Raw genomic sequence first — 16,741 nt, 5'->3', positions numbered from 1 at the left:
CTACCAATCCTCAGGAGTTCTACTGATGCGTAACAATATTCGAAAGGGCTTCCCTTCCTCAGATCGCCGGCAGGACCGCAAACGGCACCGGACCTTTTCGGTCGTTGCCGCGGCGGCCCTCGGTGCCATGACGCTGGCGTCCTGCTCGCCGTCATCCGCCCTCAGTCCCGATACCGTCGGTTCTTCCTCCACCGAGTCCGACGCGGTTCAACGCTCCCTCGACGCGCTGGTGAGCGAGGACGGACTACCCGCCGCCCTCGCAAGCATCCAAGACCGAAACGGCAACTCCCACAACTACACCGCAGGAGTCGGTGACCTGACCACCGGATCAGAGGTACCCCCAACGGCCAGATACGAATCGGCAGCAACACCAAAACCTTCACCGCAGTAGTGGTCCTGCAACTGGTCGCCGAAGGAAAGATCGAACTCGACACCCCCATCGAGACCTACCTACCCGGACTCGTCCGCGGAGACGGGATCGACGGCCACAACATCACCATCCGCCAACTCCTCCAACACACCAGCGGACTCCCCGATTACGGAATACACGTCAATGACGAAGAGATCAGATACCGCTACGCCGACCCCCACGATTTGCTCGACGTCGCGTTCCAACACCCCGCCGACGCACCGCCCGGAACGAGTTGGGGTACAGCAACACCAACTACATTCTGGCCGGCCTACTCGTACAGAAGGTTACCGGCCGCCCCCTCGCCGAGGAGATGAATCGACGTATCTTCGCGCCGATCGGCCTGCGCGACACCTACTTCCCATCCCCGGGAGACATGACCATCCGGGGTCCCCATCCCAAGGGATACCACCGCACCGCACCAGACAGCCCACTGAGTGACGTCACAGAGATGGACCCGTCGTGGGGATGGGCCGCAGGGCAGCTGATCTCCACCACCTCGGACCTCAACCAGTTCCTCTACGCGCTACTCGACGGACGACTGCTCCCCGCAGCCGAACTCGACCAGATGCGTACCACCGTCCACGTCGGCGGGCCCACCGGACTCGAGTACGGCCTCGGCCTCACCAGCAGGACTCTCTCGTGCGGCGGGGTCTACTGGGGCCATGGCGGCGACATAGTCGGTTACGAGACCCGCGGCGGCATCACCGACAACGGGCGCGCCGTAAACCTTGCGGTGACTGCTCTTCCCACGACTGCGTCCGCCACGCAACACGTCGTAGACACCGTGGACAGAGCTTTGTGCAGTTAAAGCTCTGGTGACAGCGTCACCCGGAATCTCACCCGAGTGACGCTGTACCGCCCGACGAAACATTCGGTAGGTTATTGGCCGAACGGACCAATGCGGCCTACGTGTCCGCTGCCACACTTCATCAGTCCATGCGGCACAACGCAATTCAGGAGGCATGATGAAGTCGGAACGCGCCACAGTTGAGGAACCCTCGCATAGCGGCGGCAAGTCGATACAAAACATATTGGACAACAAGTCAATTCGTCGAACAACGACTATGACTGTTGGGCTGCTCAGTACGATCTGGATGATCGACATGATAGATCGCGTGATGATCGGGCTTGCACTGCCGATGATCGGAGACGAATTCTCCCTCAGTAATACGCAATTGGGCGGAGTCGTGTCGATCTTCGCCATCTTTTACATGCTCGGGCAGGTCCCCGGCGGCATGCTGGCCGACCGATTCGGACCCCGGCCACTGTTGATCGTTGCGTTGATCCTGTGGTCGGTGTTCACCGCACTGACAGGATTCGCCTGGGGACTCGTCTCGCTGATGGTCATGCGTGCGATGTTCGGGCTCAGCCAGGGCCTCTTCCCAGCAGCGTCGTTCAAAGCTCTGGCTGAGCGAACCCGTCCGAAAACTCGCGCCACGGCCATGGGCTTCATGATCGGTGCAAACAACCTGGGCCCCGGCATCGCACCATTGATCATCGCCCCAGTTCTCATGGCCGTCGGTTGGCGGGACGCATTTTGGCTGGTTGCCATAGTCGGCGCCGTGATCGGCACAGTCGTCTGGTTGGTGCTCCCGGCGCCGCTGGACACAGAGATCACGGAAGATCCGGAGGCCGCACTGCAACCGCTCGCCCGTGAACACTCACGCGCCGCGGTATTCAAGTCCGTTTCGGTCTGGAAGTTCGCACTTCTGTTCTGCCTGGCTAACATGGCCGGATATGGGCTGTTGACCTGGGTGCCGAGCTACCTCCTCAACGAAAAGGGGCTCTCGCTGATCGATACGGGAATCTTCGCGGCGATCCCGTTCATCGTCACGGCATTGGCCATCGTCGTCGGTGGACGTCTGGTGGACAAGTACTTTCACGACAGCGCGCGCATTCTGCTCGTTCCGTGCATGGCCACCTCCGCCATTCTGCTGTTCTTGATGACTACCACCGATACCGTCGCGATGTTCACGTTCTATCAAACCCTCGCGATGGGCGTCAGCGGACTGTGCTCGATGTCGATCTTCGCCCTCCCGTTGCGGGCATTGCCTGCCGAATTCCTCGGTTCCGGAATGGGTTTGATCAACGGTTGTGGACAGCTCGCCGGTTTCATCACCCCCCTCGTGATGGGATGGATGGTGGACCAGTTCTCGTACATGGCCGCGTTCGGAGTCCTGGTCGGCGCGACGGCTGCGGCGGCTCTGGTGGCCATGATCGTTCCGCAAACCCCGGCGAAATTCTGAGGGCTCTCACGTGGTCCGGCGAAGTGGCCGCTGAAGGGTCGTTCCCGGCAGTGGCCGCTTCGCCGATCCGGAGCTGACCCCGGTGCCAGCTCGTCACCTCACTGCATCGAACCCGTTGCGCGAGCGCCGAAGTGCGCGCCCTGCAAGCATCCCCGTCGGCACCCCGTCCGACAGTGCCGGTTGCCCATTGACCACAACGTGCCGCATTCCGGTCGCATACACTCTTGGGTTGTCGTATGTCGCGAGATCCTCTACCTGCGAGGGGTCAAAGATCGCCAGATCGGCGTATCCCCCTGGCGCAATGTAGCCCCGCTTCGCCAAACCGAAGTTTTCAGCAGGAAGGCTGGTCATTCGGCGAACGCATTCCTCGACTGATTGCCCGCCAATGCCGCGGGTGTAGCGGCTCAGAATACGGGCGAAAGTTCCGAATGAACGGGGGTGGACGGGTTGCCCCGCGAAAAGGGTCTCCGTGCTTTGAGCATCGGCATCGGAACCAACCGAAACCCAGGGACGCTCGAAGGCAGTTCGCGTGTTGTCCTCCGACGCAATGAAATAGGCAGCCTCGGCTGTGGGGAGAGCGTCGAGAACAGCCAGTATGGTGTCTACCGGGTCGTGATGCCCCATCCTCCGAGCAATAGATCCCAGAGCTTCCCCCGCTCGGATCCCGAGTGCCGGTACCTCGGACAAGATCGTCACCCCATCGGCGCCTCCGGACGCAGCGTAGAGATTCTCCCAGTCCTCGTCCTCACGATGGATCCTCTCGCGGATCTGCTCTCGGACACCGGTCGAGTTCAGGTGCGTGCGCCCGGCCGTCGTGTCACGACACCGAAACTCCGGTGGTAACGCGGCACTGAGCAGCGTGTTCCCCGCCTCGTACGGATATACGTCCGCGGTGATTCGCACACCGTCCTCGCGAGCCGACTCAACCAATTGCAAGGCCTCGGACATTTTGTGCCAGTGCGACTTACCAGCAACCTTGAGGTGGTAGATCTCCCCGCGCGCTCCTGTCGTTCGAGCGATATCGACCAGTTCCTCGATGCTTTCGAGAAACCTCTGCCCTTCGCTTCGGAGATGGCAGATATGGACGGCATCGTGTCTGGCGAGCACCTGCGAAAATGCTCGCAACTCGCCGGAATCCGCATAGCTTCCGGGTGGATAGATCAGAGCCGAACCCACTCCGAGAGCTCCATTTTCAAGCTCCTCGTCGAGCAGGGCACACGCTTCGGCCAGCTCTTGTTCACTCAACAGGCGATTGTCCACACCCGCAACCACCATGCGCAGATTCGCCGCGCCGACGAAGCTCGCCACGTTGAAACCGACGCCGTTCGTCTCCAAGGATTCGAGAAAATCATGCAACCTCGGCCAATGTGATTGCACCCCAGTTGGAATCGCGCCCAATCCGAGCATCGCCGGAGTCATCGAACCCGTGACCGGTCCGAGAGACACGCCTTCACCGAAGACCTGGGTTGTGACCCCCTGATACAAGTCCGACAATCCTCGTGGGTCTTGCTGCAGCGTGAGGTAACTATGGCTGAGCACATTCACAAAACCGGGAGCCACCATGCAACCGCGAGCATCGATGTCGATCGCCCCCGGCACAGCACCGATCGTTCCGACTTCCACGATCGTGTCACCGGAGATCGCAACATCCGCTTTCCTGGGCGGGCTCCCTCTACCATCGAGCACAGTCCCGTCCCGAACGACGATTGTCGGCAGCATCACGTCTCCTCCACCCTGGCCTTGCTGTCGCGAGATGCGACCCTGTTCACTTTGCTGAATCGTGGAAGCGAAATCTTGTTCCAGACACACATACGCGATGCAAAATTGGTGCCGCCCTACCAAACTGGCCCATGGTTCCGATCATGCCATCGGTCAGCCGACGACCCTGCGGATCTCATTCTCGGAGGCATTGGCGCCCGTGCAGACAACAGCAACGCGCTTGCCAGCGAAGGTGTTCGGATGCGCATAGACCGCAGCAAGTGCGGCCGCACCGGCGCCTTCGCTCAAAGTGTGAGCGTCGTAGAGCAACGCCCGCTGCGCGAGGGTGATGTCATCGTCCGTGACGAGCAGGAATCCCCCGAGGCGTTCACGCAAGACACGTTGAGTGAGTGCGAACCCGGCACCGGTCGCAAGCCCTTCGACACGGGTGGTGTTCGAGCGCTCGACGCACGTGCCGGAACTCCACGAGTCATGTGCGGCTCGTGCGGCCTCAGACTGCACTGCGAACACCTCGAGGTGCGGTGCAAGCGCACTGGCGACGAGACACGCCGCCGCCGCACCGCTGCCGCCACCGACTGGGACCACCACCGCGTCCAGATCAGGTTGTTGTTCGAGGAGTTCGACGTAGGCCGTTGCAACACCGGCGAGGATTGCCGGCTCATTGGCGGCGCTCACGAGACGCAGGCCGTCACGTTCGCTGATGAAATCGGCATGAGCACGTGCCTCGTCGAAGTTCACACCGTGCTCGATGAGCTCGGCTCCGAGCATGCGGACAGCGTGAGCCTTGACTGGATTCGCCCCAACCGGCATGACGATCACACACCGCACGCCCGCACCCGCCGCGGCATACGCCAAGGATTGAGCATGGTTTCCGGTCGAGTAGCCGACAATCCCCCGCGCCCGCGTCGCCTCATCCAGTCCTGCCACCAGGTTCAGTCCGCCGCGAACCTTGAACGCACCCGTGGGGTGCACGTTCTCGTGTTTGACGAACAATTGGCTGCACGAGCCCGCACCCAAGGTCGGGTGCGATATCAGGGGCGTGACCGGTAGATGCCGACGGACGACCTGACTGGCACGCTCGATGTCTGCCCATACGGGTGGATGTAGCTGGTTTGATGCCGTGAGATCAGATGCCGGTGCCATGTGATTCACCCTGCCAAACACCGATTCATAGATCCAATACGTGTTTTCGTCCAAAGCATCGAAATCTTCTATGATTTTGGCATGCTCGATCTAATTCGGCTGAGGGTCCTGGTCGCTGTTGCACAGGAAGGGTCGGTGACAGCCGCCGCCGATTCTCTCGGTTACGCGCAGCCCTCCATCAGTCACCACCTTCGACAGCTCGAATCGGAAGTCGGGGTTCCACTGTTCCAGAGAGCGGGTCGTGGACTGCGCCTGACGGACGCTGGCGCAGTGCTGGTTCGGCGAGCCACCGAGATCCTCGGCCACGTCGACGCAGCGGTAGCCGAAGTCCAGACGTACGCAGGACTGAGGGCCGGGCGGGTACGACTGGCCGCATTCCCGTCAGCCCTGGCGAGTTTGATTCCGCAGGCGATGGCAGCGTTCACGTCCCAGTACCCCGATGTGTCCATCAGCCTCGTTGATGCAGAACCACCCAAAGCACTTGCACTGCTTCGTAACAACGATGTCGACGTAGCTGTTGTCTTCGCGCACGAGGACACCCCTGAAGTCGGGCTCAAGCATGTCGCGCAGACGACTTTGCTGGAAGATCCGTTGTACCTGATCACCTCTACGCGGAATGCAGATGCCGCCAACGAGATCACGGACTACGCCGGTGAGACCTGGATTGCCGGTTGCCCGAGCTGCCGAGCCCACCTCCTCACCGCTTGCAATCGAGCTGGATTCATTCCGCGGATCGAGTTCGAGACCGACGACTACGTCGCCGTCCAAGCCCTGGTCGCCTCCGGAAGCGGGGTAAGCACCCTTCCGGCCCTCGCCCTCCAGGCACATCAGAACCCGAGTATCCGCGCACACCGCATTCCCGGCGAGCGACGCACTGTCTCCGTCGCAACCTACGGCAAACCTCCACTTGCTCCCGCGATCGACGCGTTCGTCAGAACTCTGACAGCGATATCCGAATCCATGCGTGAGCGCGTCGAATTGGATGGGCACCAAGATAACCGGTGACCTCAGGTCCGGCCGACCACCGCGACTATCAGTGCGGCAAGTTCGCTTCGAGCATCGTCGGGCGAGAGCGCTCCCGCTACCGCCGCATGCGAGAGTGCCTCTGCAGCACCGAATATTGCGGTCATCGAAGGTTGCGCAAGTCCTCCGCCCGCACCAAAGGGAGTCAGCACCTCCCGACATCGTTCGGAATAGGCGTGTTCCGATTCACGCTTGACCCGCTCCAGCTCGGGCGAACCCTCCAGCGCTGCAAGCACACCCGTCAGTTCACGCCCCTGCGCCAGCGAACATCCGACGTAGGAGTCGGCGATGGCATTCGCGCGTCCGTTCAGAGACTCATCCGCGGCATCGAGATACTCCTCGAGCATCACCGTCTGACGATCGTCGAATTCCTTGAAGAGCGCTGCCAACAACGCGGCGCGAGAGGCGAAATGGCTGTATACAACTGGCTTTGCAACGACGGCACGTTCAGCCAACCGACCAAGGGTCAGCGCGTCCGCACCCTCCTCTCGCACCAACGCCCACGACACCTCCACGAGTTGTTCGTACCTGCCGGCTCGCGACAGTCTCGTACGTGCCATCGGACACCTCCTTGCGCTATATACCAATAGTAACCTACTCTTAGTACATAAGCGCACCATCTACCGAAGGACGCTCATGACCACACTCGTCGTAGTCTCCCACCCCGATCCCCAGTCACTTACCCAGCATGTCGCCCGTTCTACCGCCGACGCGATCCGCGACCTGGGCGGCGACGTCGACTTCGCGGACCTACATGCCGAGAATTTCGATCCCCGATTCGCCGAAGCCGATGTGAACCTGTTCCGCGGCAAAGGGGCTCCCCCGGCCGACGTTGCAGCCGAGCAGGAGCGAATCGATCGTGCAGACGATCTGATTCTCGTGTTTCCGATGTACTGGTGGTCGATGCCCGCACTACTCAAAGGTTGGATCGATCGAGTCTTCGTCAGCGGATGGGCGTACGAATTCACCCCGGGAAGCGAATTCGTGAAGAAACTGGACCGACTCACCGTCCACCTGATTCCAGTCGCAGGTGACGACGCCGAGAGTTTCGACCGACACGGCGTGTACGAGGCCTTCCGGACACAGATCGAACGCGGAATCATCGAATATTGCGGTGCCACACTGGGATCGACAACCTTCGTTCACGAGTCGGACACGAAGAGCCGAGACGTCCTCGCCGCAGAAATCCACGACCTCAGCGAAAGCATCGCGTCCCGTGTCGCCTACCCTGCGACCGCGACTTCCCGTTGACGGTCAAAAACGGTCAACTGGCGCTTGACCGGCCCGTGGCCGCCCAGTAGCGAAGCGTGTCTCCCGAATGGCCGAGGTTGCGCGACAACTGATCAGCTGGGCGCACGCTATCGAGAAGTCCCCCACACCCTTCGATAACATTACGCGAACCCGCGTTCGTTTCGTCGCAGGTAATCAGGACGCGACTGAGCCCCACCGGGTCGCCGGCATACGTGAGCACTTCCCGCAGAGCAGCCGACGCTATCCCTTTCCGCCGTTCCGACGGCCGAATCCCGTAGCCGATATGACCACCAAGATCCGCCAAGAACTCATTCAAGCTGTGTCGCAACTGGATAGCACCGAGATACCTGCCGTCTCGCACGATCCACCAGTTGGTTGCCGGGACAATGTCGGGCCCCGGCAACGCCTCGGGCTGCGCCAACAACTCCTGAACCCACTGCCCGAATCCATCGCGTGATGCAAGGTCCAGATCCAGACGTTGCGCAACTCCCAACGCCGAACCGGGCTGATCCGCCTGCGGTCCGCCCCACTCGTCACGCGACTCCAACCAGGACACCCACAAGGCCTCGTCAGGCGCAACCAAATCGACTGTCATAGCAGCGATGCTACGTCGCACCCGCAACGGTCGAGTCGGGCCAGGCCAGGCTCGACCGACATCTGGGGCCGAGTCAGCGGTTCCAGCCTAGTGCCGTGACCGTGCAACGACGGAGCGTGTGTCGCTGGCAGGTTTGACAAGACTCGGTCGACGCGACCGCCGGTGGGAGTTCGCGTCCAGGTACCGCCGGACTAGTCGATACGCGCGGCGCACGCCGCCGCTGCGTCGGTCACCAAATCAAATATTGCCAGCAGCTATCGAGGGGCTCCTTTCCACGCCTGCGTCCGTTTGAATTTCGTCTCGTTCGCTTCGGACCAGACTTCGGTCGCCATCAGGGCGTGGGTGTCGGTAAAGACGAGGGCAGCTGTAGATGTGTGCTCCTCGAATAGCTGGTGTTGCGTTCACCATCCGTACACGCACCGCACCTAAATCGGCCAGATGAGTCAGGAACTGGGACACGGACCCGGCTCTCCGAAAACAGGCTCAGGCTGACCGCCAGCGGTCCTTTCCGTCCGAACCTGGCGCGCACACCATCGGCGTGCCGTTGGCTGTGACACCAACGGCCCCCGGTGTACTGCAGTACGAACCAGGGTGCACCGTGCCAACCGTCGACTGTCCGCGAGTGGTGGTCGCCGGCGGCGTGTACTGCGTCGTGGGCTGGGACTGGTTGCGGGGCGTCCAGGTTGATCCGCACAACGCGTTTCCTTCGGCACCCATCGCGTCTCGCCAGTCCGCGTCGCTGCACGAATACTCCAGCGAGCGTTGCGAGGTCGGTGGAGGTTCGGCCGGCATCATCTGCGTTGTCGGCACGTACACCTCGGACGTTTCCATGACCTCAGGCACCGACGTTATAGAAGACGCCGCCGCCGTAGTCGTGACGGATGTCGTCGTCCGCGAGAGTGTTGTCGGCGCCGCCGAACTGGTGGTGGATACTACGGACACCGAGTCGGTCTTCTCGTCGGGATCAGCCCCTGTCTCGACGATCACGACACTGAGAACACCGGTAGCGAGTACACCGGCGCCTAAAATCCACGGCCATGTCCGCCTCTTCCTCGCCCGAGCGGTCGGATCACCAACAGATGCATAACCTGTGGTCTTGAGCCGAGTTTCCGATGTCCACTGTTGCCCATCCCAATACCGATCGATGGTCGAATCGTATGGATCGGGATGCCAACCAGCAGCAGGATTCATCGTCGATATCCATTCTTGGGTTGTTGTCCTCAGGCTTATCGCGGAGGTCGTTCAATTTCTGCGGCCAAAAGGATTCTCGTTTCGCGAAGTTGAACTCGGGCAACGAAATGATCGCGGTGCCCACAGCCGGGATGTATCAAACTTACCGGCATCTGACCGTTGTTCAGGGTTCCCCTGGACCGACAACTCTCAGTCCCTCCGGCGGTACCTCCTGCACGATAAATGCGTCGGCGGCGTCGGTCACGATGGCTATGTAGTAAACGTGTTGACCGTCGACCTGTACCGGGCAGCCAATGTTAAATCCTGCGAGTCGTGGAATCCGCGCGAGTATGGGTTCGCCGCCGGTGATCTGGGCGTCGCCGTGCAGGCGTGCGGCCTCAGCCAGTACAGCTCGCTTCACCGCCTCGCGGTCCACCAGGTCGTCCCTGTCCGTCAACGACGACAGCGACACCGGTTCGGTGCACACGAACGGCACCTCTAGGCGCATAGGTTGCGGCACTCCGCTCTCGGAGTCGGGTGGGGTGTAGGTGCCGAATCCGACGCGGTACGCCGCAATCGGCCGATACGACTCGTGGTCGATCACGAACGTCCACTGCGCGTGGTGGGCTGGGACATTTCCAAGCAGTGCTGGACCGCCACGTGCTGTCGCTTCCAGAAATGCCTCGTATCCGACAAGATCTGTGTCCGCGCCGTAGTCGATGTCGCGGGCCTGGGCGTGGGCCTCCGACAGATCGACTTCGAACAGTGACACCGGATAGGGGTACTTGCGCCCGGCGATCTCAGCGTAGAAATCTCTGAGGGCGTCGGTGTCGAGATCGTCGGCAATCCACTGTGCAATCTCACGGGTCGTCACTTCCTCAACCGGGCGAGCAGGCTCGGGAAATCCGCGAAAGACCCCATCGTCATCAGTACTGTCTGCGAAGGACTCGAAGTCCATATTCGCGATCGACAGATTGTTCTCCACACTCCACATTTCCGCGGGAATGACGCGAAATGTCCTCCCCCGTGGCCGATCCGGTTCGTCGGGGCCCGTGTAGACAGCGACGATGGGACGCTCAGGGGTTCTCACCGTCTCTGCATCGACTAGAAACGCGTAGTAGGGCGGCGGCTCGCCGATCAGCCCGAGCAGGCCGTCGACAGTCAATCCGTCATAGTCCCGATTGTCGATGCAGGTGAGGTATGCAGCAAACTCCAGATCGCCGTCACCCTCCGATACCGGAGCCATTGCAGCGACGGCGATCTCACGCCAAGCGCCATCGTCGGTGAAATCGGTTCGGATCAACAAAGACTCGTCGACGAGGTGATCGGTAAGCACTCGACCGGTTCCCAGAGCCTCGAGCAACTCTGCTTCTCGGCGATCAAGTTCCTCCGCCGCGAGTTCGGCGGCGATCTCGGCTGCCTCCCGACTGGGCGGGTCGACGGGCACAATCGACTGGACGATGCGAGCGCAGTCCGTTGGGTCGATGTCCTGATAACCACGAATTTCGTACGTCCAGTCACCGAGCGAGCATCGATAACGCTGCGGTGTGAGATCGTTCGGCCACTCTAGAGCTGGCTCGCCGATCGCGCTCACCCAACGACGCAACGTGAATTGGGGCGACTGTCCGTGGATCGACAGGCTCAGTTCGCCGGTGCGAGGATCACCTGACTGCGACGTGGCAACTATCGTCATCGGGAGCCATGTCGGAACCGCCTGAGGAATCTCGGCCAGAGCGCGTTCCCGTTCCTGATGCTCACGTTGATGCTTCGCGATCTCGTCTTGCGCAGGACGCGAGGGACCCGTCCATCGGAACAATCCTGGATCGAATTCTTCATCCAGTGCGGGGTTTTCGAGTTCCATCCACTCGTCGCCGTGCTGCCACCGCAACGCGACACCGAGTTCCGCATCGAACACATAAGTAACCGTCTCGTTGGTGTACTGATCGAGAGCGGTCACCGCCCATCCTTCGCGGCCTCGCACGATCGCTGCGCGGGGTGTACTGGGGTCGACGAATCGTTCGTTGTCGAGCATATGACTTGATGCAGGAGGGAACGTGTCATAAGCGCGGAGAAGCAGCGCTGGTGAACCGATACCGATGGTCGCGTACATCGTGTTCGGAGACTTGACGGCGTGGACCATCGCATCGTCCGCGTCGCGGGACCATCTGTCCGTCGCGTTCTCCAGAAAGATCGGCTCACCCGACTCGTTTTCGTAGCGCCACGCCGCCTCCGGAGCATGCAACACCAGCTGCCACGACCCGTCGGGGCGGTGAACGACGCCACGCACAGTGCGTCCCATCGTGCCGTAATTCGCGCCTCGGATCTGTTCCCACGTCGGTGCCATTCCCAGAACGTACCCCACGGTACGTTCTCCCGAGAAAGCTATCTTCTCAGGCGATGTCTCGATGACCGCCCGCTGTCTTTGCGCTCCCGTTGCAGTAACGCTGGCCCACGCCCGAGTTCATCGAGACTGATCGTAGAAAACCGACGATGAAATCACAGGTCTCGAATCGACGTGACCACAACTGGCCTGACCGGCTTGGGCGCCGCGCCGCAACTCGGTGGACGCGGCGCGAGTTCGGAGAGTGCCGTCTCCACCGCCCATCGCCGGCCGTCCACATGTGCGACGACGCATGTCCCGTCACTCGCCTGCTCGATGACAGCCAAGTCGTCGATTCCGCAGGTTATTTGCTGTCGCACAGCAATTTCCGAAGCCTGCCCCGCAGGAGACCAACAACTCCGTCCACGCAGGCCTGGCAAATGGACCTGATCTCGGGAAGCCACCTCCACGGCCGTGACACTCTCACTTGCCGACAGGCGGCCGTACGTATTGCCGCTCGGCAACAGGATCATCGACGGCGCAAATCGGTGCCCGCCGGTATGCGAACACTCCCACACCTGGGGTCCGAAGGACGACATCAGCGCTGCGGCGATCGGCCTGCCGAATACAGCGCAGCACTGGTCGCGCTTGCCGTGCGCGCAGACCAATACGACTGGCTCGGTCACTTGCTCGCCCAGTCCTGGTGGCGGCCCATCCAACAAGAAGAAATCGACGTCGAGTAATTCCATCGGCAAATCGATGTGCAACCTTTCACACCATGAGTCGCTCGGATCGGAGCGCGCAAGCAGGACGGTGTGTCCATCAGTCATCGGATCGGTACGCCCGGGTCGCCGAACGAACATGATTCGCACGTTCGCTGCATCGGCTCGGCGGCTCAGCTCGGCGGCAAGGTCCTCCCCCAAGGCCGTACCGTCCAACACGTCACGACCCCACGCGGCATTGAATTCGAGGCATACCCAGCCCCGCACGACGGCAGCGCTGCCTGCCAGCGGCTCATCGACAGCAGACAGTGCGGAACAGGTTTCGGCTTCGATCACGAGGCCCATTGTGTCAGCCTCGCTGGGTGTCGATTCGCAAGTCCCTGTGGCCCAGTGACACGGCAGCTCAATAGAACTTCTTGCCCTCCGCAAGCTGGTTCACGAACTTCTCGATCCGCCTGGCTCGCGTCTCCGGACGCTTTGCCTCCTGCAGTCGGTACGCGATGGTGAATCGGTTGGTGGAATTGAGCGTCGCGTAGAACTCACGAGCCTTCGGGTTTTCCGCGAGCGCATCGAGAAAGTCTTTCGGGACCTCGGCCTTGGCTGATCCCTCGTACGCGCGATCCCATCGACCGTCGGCCTTGGCCTTCTCGATCTCGGCGATGCCGGAAGGCTCGAGAAGTCCCGCAGCGTCGAGGCGGGCGACTATCTCGACGTTGCGTTTGGACCACGGACTCCGCGCGGTGCGTCGCGAAAACTTCTGTACGAAGAAATCGTCGTCGATTCGCCGTGCGAGGCTGTCGATCCAGCCGAAGCACAGGGCAACGTCCAACGCTTGGTCGTAGTCGATCGAACTGTGCGACGAGGTCTTCTTGGCCATTTTCAGCCAAAGGCCGGGGACCACCTCGTGGTTCTCGGACAGCCATCGACGGAACTCTGCTCCGTCAGCGAAGTATTCGGTATCGAGTTCGACTGCCATCAGTGCTCCTCATTTTCGCGATACCCATACCCTGACAAAACCCTGCGACAAATATCCGAGAGTTCCGAGTGCGAGCACCCATTTGGCAATACTGACGGTCGAAGCGGCGCGAACCCTCGAGTCGGTGATCCTGTCGCGATGATCGAGGAAATGGAGTCCGACCACGTTCTCGACGTAGTCGCCGGCCGCCGACAGTACGGGCACTACGGCAAGGGCGCGCCGAGTTGCCGGGGAAAGGGGAACCCGCTCCCCGAGCCTCGTGCCCGCTGACCGCAAAGCCATCGCGTAGATCGCGGGATGTACGAAGTCGGGGTAGTAGTGACTACGAAATCGTGCCGTGGCCTCTTCGTCCATGGAGTCCAATATTTCGACGTACCGGCGAGCGGAGAACGCCGTCTGCACTTCCAATACTTTGGGAGCCACCGGCCCGAGTAGGCGAGCAATATTCGCTTGTGAGACAACAAAAGCGGTGGTCCACAGTGCCATCGCCTTCGCAGATCCAGTTGGTGCCATGTCGTCGATCATTTCACTCTTGAATCGACGCCGACGACAAGTGCAACCAGTTTGTCGATATCGATACGAGGCTCTGTGCTCTGGGAAATCGCGGCCAGACGGATCGGCGAAGCTATTGCCGCGAGAACAGTGTCTGGATCAGTACTGTCCGGGACCTCGCCGCGCTCGATTCCGCGGTTGATCATGACTGCTGCCGCATCGAATCGGGTACGCCAGAACTGTGCGCGCGCAGCCAGGACTTCCGCGTCATCAGTAGGCATCACACCCGTGCGGGCCAGTGCCAATCCGGTGTCTGTCGCGAGCCAATCTTGCAGACGTCGAGCAAAAGTTCGAAGATCACCGACGAGTGTTCCGGTGTCGGGTATCGACAAATCTGCATCGGTGAACTCTCGGAGTGCATCGACGACCAGCAAGTCGACCGTCGCCCATCGACGGTAGATCGACGTTGGATGAACGTCGGCTTCGACCGCTATCGCGGCGATCGTCACCGACTGCGGTCCCAGTTCAGCGACCTTCCGCACAGTCGCTTCGATCACAGCCGTTCGGACCGCTCGACCCCTTTGCTTCATAGCCTCATTGTGCCAATCGCGACACTCAGTCATATCGCAACTATTACTTGCGATATGTTCGATACTCGAACAGTTTTCTTAACCAGTGAGGCGGCGATTGACATGGTTGTGTTCTTCGAAGTGCTTTTTGTTCTCGCGTCGGTCGCGATGGCATGGTTTGCCATGTACGTCATTTACCGCCTGATCACGGACGACCGACAATGACGTCTGCCTTGGATCTGATCGCCGGTGAATGAGGTTGTAAAAAGCGGGCATCCCGTATCGATCATCGGTCCGATAGCGGGGAGCGCGCATGTCGCCCAAGTCCAACCCGACTGTTCTGTTCATCCACGGACTTTGGATGCACCCGACCACGTGGGACCCCTGGGCGCAGGTTTTCAGCGCGCAGGGGTACTCCACAATGGCGCCGGGATGGCCAGGGGACGCGTCGACCGTGGGTGAGACGCGTGAACACCCGGAAGACATCGCGGGACACGGCATCGAGGACGTGACGGATCACTACGCCAAGGTGATAGCCGATCTCGACGAACCACCGATCGTGGTGGGGCATTCGTTCGGAGGTTTGATCGCGCAGAAACTTCTGGGCCAGAAGCTGGCGACCGCGGCAATTGCCATCGACCCGGCTCAGCCCAAAGGGGTGTTGAAACTTCCCCTCGTTCAACTGGGCAGTGTTTTCCCGGTCCTGTCCAACCCCGGGAACTACCGGAAGGCGTACTCACACAACAGAGAGTCGTTCCACAAGTCCTTCGCCAGTGCCGTGTCCAAGGACGAGTCCGACGCATTGTTCGAGCAGTATGCGATTCCCGCCCCTGGTCGGCCGTTGTTCGAGGCAGCACTCGCCAACTTCGCGCCCCACAGCCCCGCTGCAGTAGATTTCAACGCCCGCCGCGGGCCACTCCTGATGATCGGCGGCGGCAAGGATCGCACAGTCCCGAAAGCCAGTTCGGACAGCTCGTTCAAGAAGTACGCCAAGGCCCCGACGATCAACGAATACAAGGTCTTCGGCGATCGAGGTCACTCGCTGACCATCGACCACGGCTGGCGTGAGATCGCGGACTACAGCCTTGCCTGGCTCGACAAGCAGGGCATGAGCCCGCCGCAAGGCAAGCACGAAAGTCAGTCTCAGCCGAAAGCTTGAAAACGACGGCGGTACACCTGCGGCGAGATTCCGAGATGCGTGGAAAATGCTCGTCGTAGGGATTCCGAACTGCCGAATCCCGCCAATTGCGCGGCTTCGGTCACCGAGTGGCCGGCATCGAGGAGCGCTTTCGCGGAGTCGAAACGGATCAACTCGACGTATTTGGCCGGCGTCGTACCGAGTTCTTCCCGAAAGAGCCTCGTCAGATGCCGTGGGCTCAGGTGCGCCAGGGCAGCCAGTTCGTCGACCGAGTACTCCCCCGCCGGATCGGCGGCCACCGCCTCGACCACTGCGCGAAGCGCGGGCACCCGGGGCCGCGGCCCGCTCAACGACGGCGAGAACTGTGACTGCCCACCTGGACGTTGGAGAAATACCACCAGAAGCTGTGCGACACGTCGGGCCATTTCTGCACCATGATCTCGCTCGAGCAATGCGAGCGCGAGGTCGATCCCGGCGGTCACACCCGCAGACGAGAACACCGTGCCGTCCTGGATGAAAATGGCGTCGGGAACTACCGTGATCTGCGGATAGGCGCGCGCCAGCGTTGCCGTGTGTTGCCAATGCGTCGTTGCGCGGCGTCCATCGAGCAGTCCACTCGCCGCCAGGATGAATGTCCCGGTACAGATCGAGGCAACCCGACCCGAACGTCTCGCCAGATCGCTCGCTGCCTCACGCAATTCCGGACTCACCGGCATCGACGGGAACACGTCGCCACCCATGACCAGCAACGTGTCGAAGGAACCGGAATCTGCGACGTCACAGTCGACCGGAATGCGCATGCCGGTCGACGAGTCGACATCGTGTCCACCTACCGAGCAGATCACCAACTCGTAGTTCGCTCCGCCGCGATTGGCCTCTGCGAACACCTCACTCGGACCTGCGACGTCGAGCAGTTTGACGCCGTCGAACACCAGGACGGCAACTCGATGCACTGCGGTCACGAT

The 16,741-nt window shown here is 61.2% G+C and carries 18 protein-coding genes; 8 read left to right on the top strand and 10 right to left on the bottom strand.

Annotated elements, in window-relative coordinates:
* The first annotated feature begins 25 nt into the window (after positions 1-25).
* The 4 genes from EHW12_RS34985 to EHW12_RS09820 all read left to right on the top strand — a co-directional run bounded on the left by EHW12_RS34985 (position 26) and on the right by EHW12_RS09820 (position 2,658).
* Positions 26-391 carry a hypothetical protein gene (locus tag EHW12_RS34985; RefSeq protein ID WP_206434842.1) on the top strand — a complete coding sequence of 122 codons (366 nt, stop codon included), beginning with the start codon at positions 26-28 and terminating at the stop codon, positions 389-391.
* Positions 391-726 carry a beta-lactamase family protein gene (locus EHW12_RS34980; protein WP_241199136.1) on the top strand — a complete coding sequence of 112 codons (336 nt, stop codon included), beginning with the start codon at positions 391-393 and terminating at the stop codon, positions 724-726. The genes EHW12_RS34985 and EHW12_RS34980 overlap by 1 nt, the downstream gene beginning before the upstream one ends.
* On the top strand, positions 645-1,220 hold the full coding sequence (locus tag EHW12_RS34975; RefSeq protein ID WP_206434841.1) for a serine hydrolase domain-containing protein: 576 nt from the start codon (positions 645-647) through the stop codon (positions 1,218-1,220). The genes EHW12_RS34980 and EHW12_RS34975 overlap by 82 nt, the downstream gene beginning before the upstream one ends.
* A gap of 286 nt (positions 1,221-1,506) precedes the next feature.
* Complete coding sequence (locus tag EHW12_RS09820) at positions 1,507-2,658, top strand: MFS transporter (RefSeq protein WP_228232544.1); 1,152 nt, start codon at positions 1,507-1,509, stop codon at positions 2,656-2,658.
* A gap of 93 nt (positions 2,659-2,751) precedes the next feature.
* Here EHW12_RS09820 and EHW12_RS09815 read toward each other — a convergent pair whose 3' ends face one another.
* Both EHW12_RS09815 and EHW12_RS09810 read right to left on the bottom strand, forming a co-directional pair.
* Complete coding sequence (locus EHW12_RS09815; protein ID WP_007727452.1) at positions 2,752-4,377, bottom strand: D-aminoacylase; 1,626 nt, start codon at positions 4,375-4,377, stop codon at positions 2,752-2,754.
* Positions 4,378-4,530: 153 nt separating this feature from the next.
* On the bottom strand, positions 4,531-5,520 hold the full coding sequence (locus EHW12_RS09810; RefSeq protein ID WP_125050553.1) for a pyridoxal-phosphate dependent enzyme: 990 nt from the start codon (positions 5,518-5,520) through the stop codon (positions 4,531-4,533).
* 81 nt (positions 5,521-5,601) lie between these two features.
* On the opposite strand from EHW12_RS09810, the gene EHW12_RS09805 reads away from it, so the two are divergent.
* Entirely contained in the window at positions 5,602-6,525 is a 924-nt protein-coding gene (locus EHW12_RS09805) for a LysR family transcriptional regulator (RefSeq protein ID WP_007727464.1), read from the top strand.
* A 2-nt stretch (positions 6,526-6,527) separates the two neighbouring features.
* Here EHW12_RS09805 and EHW12_RS09800 read toward each other — a convergent pair whose 3' ends face one another.
* Positions 6,528-7,103: a TetR/AcrR family transcriptional regulator gene (locus EHW12_RS09800; RefSeq protein ID WP_007727466.1), complete on the bottom strand. Its 576-nt coding sequence runs from the start codon at positions 7,101-7,103 to the stop codon at positions 6,528-6,530.
* A gap of 76 nt (positions 7,104-7,179) precedes the next feature.
* Between EHW12_RS09800 and EHW12_RS09795 the strand changes: the two genes are divergently transcribed.
* Positions 7,180-7,794: an NAD(P)H-dependent oxidoreductase gene (locus EHW12_RS09795; protein ID WP_007727467.1), complete on the top strand. Its 615-nt coding sequence runs from the start codon at positions 7,180-7,182 to the stop codon at positions 7,792-7,794.
* A gap of 13 nt (positions 7,795-7,807) precedes the next feature.
* On the opposite strand, the gene EHW12_RS09790 is transcribed toward EHW12_RS09795, so the two are convergent.
* A complete protein-coding gene (locus EHW12_RS09790) occupies positions 7,808-8,389 on the bottom strand; it encodes a GNAT family N-acetyltransferase (RefSeq protein WP_007727469.1) in 582 nt (193 codons plus the stop codon).
* A gap of 598 nt (positions 8,390-8,987) precedes the next feature.
* Between EHW12_RS09790 and EHW12_RS35180 the strand changes: the two genes are divergently transcribed.
* The gene (locus EHW12_RS35180; RefSeq protein ID WP_241199135.1) at positions 8,988-9,476 is read left to right on the top strand and encodes a hypothetical protein; all 489 of its coding nucleotides are present in this window, start codon (positions 8,988-8,990) and stop codon (positions 9,474-9,476) included.
* 267 nt (positions 9,477-9,743) lie between these two features.
* Here the strand turns inward: EHW12_RS35180 and EHW12_RS34970 are convergent, their stop codons facing one another.
* The 5 genes from EHW12_RS34970 to EHW12_RS09760 all read right to left on the bottom strand — a co-directional run bounded on the left by EHW12_RS34970 (position 9,744) and on the right by EHW12_RS09760 (position 14,659).
* The gene (locus EHW12_RS34970) at positions 9,744-11,921 is read right to left on the bottom strand and encodes a hypothetical protein (RefSeq protein WP_206434840.1); all 2,178 of its coding nucleotides are present in this window, start codon (positions 11,919-11,921) and stop codon (positions 9,744-9,746) included.
* Between the two features lie 134 nt (positions 11,922-12,055).
* Positions 12,056-12,946 (bottom strand): sucrase ferredoxin, encoded by an 891-nt coding sequence (locus EHW12_RS09775; protein WP_125050551.1) that lies wholly within the window; start codon positions 12,944-12,946, stop codon positions 12,056-12,058.
* Between the two features lie 58 nt (positions 12,947-13,004).
* Positions 13,005-13,577 carry a YdeI/OmpD-associated family protein gene (locus tag EHW12_RS09770; protein ID WP_003940957.1) on the bottom strand — a complete coding sequence of 191 codons (573 nt, stop codon included), beginning with the start codon at positions 13,575-13,577 and terminating at the stop codon, positions 13,005-13,007.
* 9 nt (positions 13,578-13,586) lie between these two features.
* Positions 13,587-14,090: a hypothetical protein gene (locus EHW12_RS09765; protein WP_037129197.1), complete on the bottom strand. Its 504-nt coding sequence runs from the start codon at positions 14,088-14,090 to the stop codon at positions 13,587-13,589.
* An 8-nt stretch (positions 14,091-14,098) separates the two neighbouring features.
* Complete coding sequence (locus EHW12_RS09760; RefSeq protein ID WP_164490558.1) at positions 14,099-14,659, bottom strand: TetR-like C-terminal domain-containing protein; 561 nt, start codon at positions 14,657-14,659, stop codon at positions 14,099-14,101.
* Between the two features lie 292 nt (positions 14,660-14,951).
* Here EHW12_RS09760 and EHW12_RS09755 point away from each other — a divergent pair, with 292 nt between their 5' ends.
* Positions 14,952-15,797, top strand: coding sequence for an alpha/beta hydrolase (locus tag EHW12_RS09755; protein WP_003940761.1), 846 nt, complete (start codon positions 14,952-14,954; stop codon positions 15,795-15,797).
* Here EHW12_RS09755 and EHW12_RS09750 read toward each other — a convergent pair.
* Entirely contained in the window at positions 15,782-16,738 is a 957-nt protein-coding gene (locus EHW12_RS09750) for a GlxA family transcriptional regulator (protein ID WP_007727480.1), read from the bottom strand. The two genes, EHW12_RS09755 and EHW12_RS09750, sit on opposite strands and share 16 nt — an antisense overlap.
* Between the last annotated feature and the right edge of the window lie 3 nt (positions 16,739-16,741).

The sequence above is a fragment of the Rhodococcus sp. NJ-530 genome, from assembly GCF_003860625.1.
Taxonomy (GTDB): Bacteria; Actinomycetota; Actinomycetes; order Mycobacteriales; family Mycobacteriaceae; genus Rhodococcus_F; species Rhodococcus_F qingshengii.
Note: the sequence above shows the minus strand (reverse complement) of the source record. Positions and strands in the feature narration are given on the sequence as shown.

Bases quoted from the DNA above. Each gene is read 5' to 3' on its own strand.
- EHW12_RS34985 (WP_206434842.1), top strand. From the start codon at position 26: ATGCGTAACAATATTCGAAAGGGCTTCCCTTCCTCAGATCGCCGGCAG.
- EHW12_RS09820 (WP_228232544.1), top strand. From the start codon at position 1,507: ATGATCGACATGATAGATCGCGTGATGATCGGGCTTGCACTGCCGATG.
- EHW12_RS09815 (WP_007727452.1), bottom strand. From the start codon at position 4,377: ATGCTGCCGACAATCGTCGTTCGGGACGGGACTGTGCTCGATGGTAGA.
- EHW12_RS09810 (WP_125050553.1), bottom strand. From the start codon at position 5,520: ATGGCACCGGCATCTGATCTCACGGCATCAAACCAGCTACATCCACCC.
- EHW12_RS09805 (WP_007727464.1), top strand. From the start codon at position 5,602: ATGCTCGATCTAATTCGGCTGAGGGTCCTGGTCGCTGTTGCACAGGAA.
- EHW12_RS09800 (WP_007727466.1), bottom strand. From the start codon at position 7,103: ATGGCACGTACGAGACTGTCGCGAGCCGGCAGGTACGAACAACTCGTG.
- EHW12_RS09795 (WP_007727467.1), top strand. From the start codon at position 7,180: ATGACCACACTCGTCGTAGTCTCCCACCCCGATCCCCAGTCACTTACC.
- EHW12_RS09790 (WP_007727469.1), bottom strand. From the start codon at position 8,389: ATGACAGTCGATTTGGTTGCGCCTGACGAGGCCTTGTGGGTGTCCTGG.
- EHW12_RS09775 (WP_125050551.1), bottom strand. From the start codon at position 12,946: ATGGGCCTCGTGATCGAAGCCGAAACCTGTTCCGCACTGTCTGCTGTC.
- EHW12_RS09770 (WP_003940957.1), bottom strand. From the start codon at position 13,577: ATGGCAGTCGAACTCGATACCGAATACTTCGCTGACGGAGCAGAGTTC.
- EHW12_RS09765 (WP_037129197.1), bottom strand. From the start codon at position 14,090: ATGGCACCAACTGGATCTGCGAAGGCGATGGCACTGTGGACCACCGCT.
- EHW12_RS09760 (WP_164490558.1), bottom strand. From the start codon at position 14,659: ATGAAGCAAAGGGGTCGAGCGGTCCGAACGGCTGTGATCGAAGCGACT.
- EHW12_RS09755 (WP_003940761.1), top strand. From the start codon at position 14,952: ATGTCGCCCAAGTCCAACCCGACTGTTCTGTTCATCCACGGACTTTGG.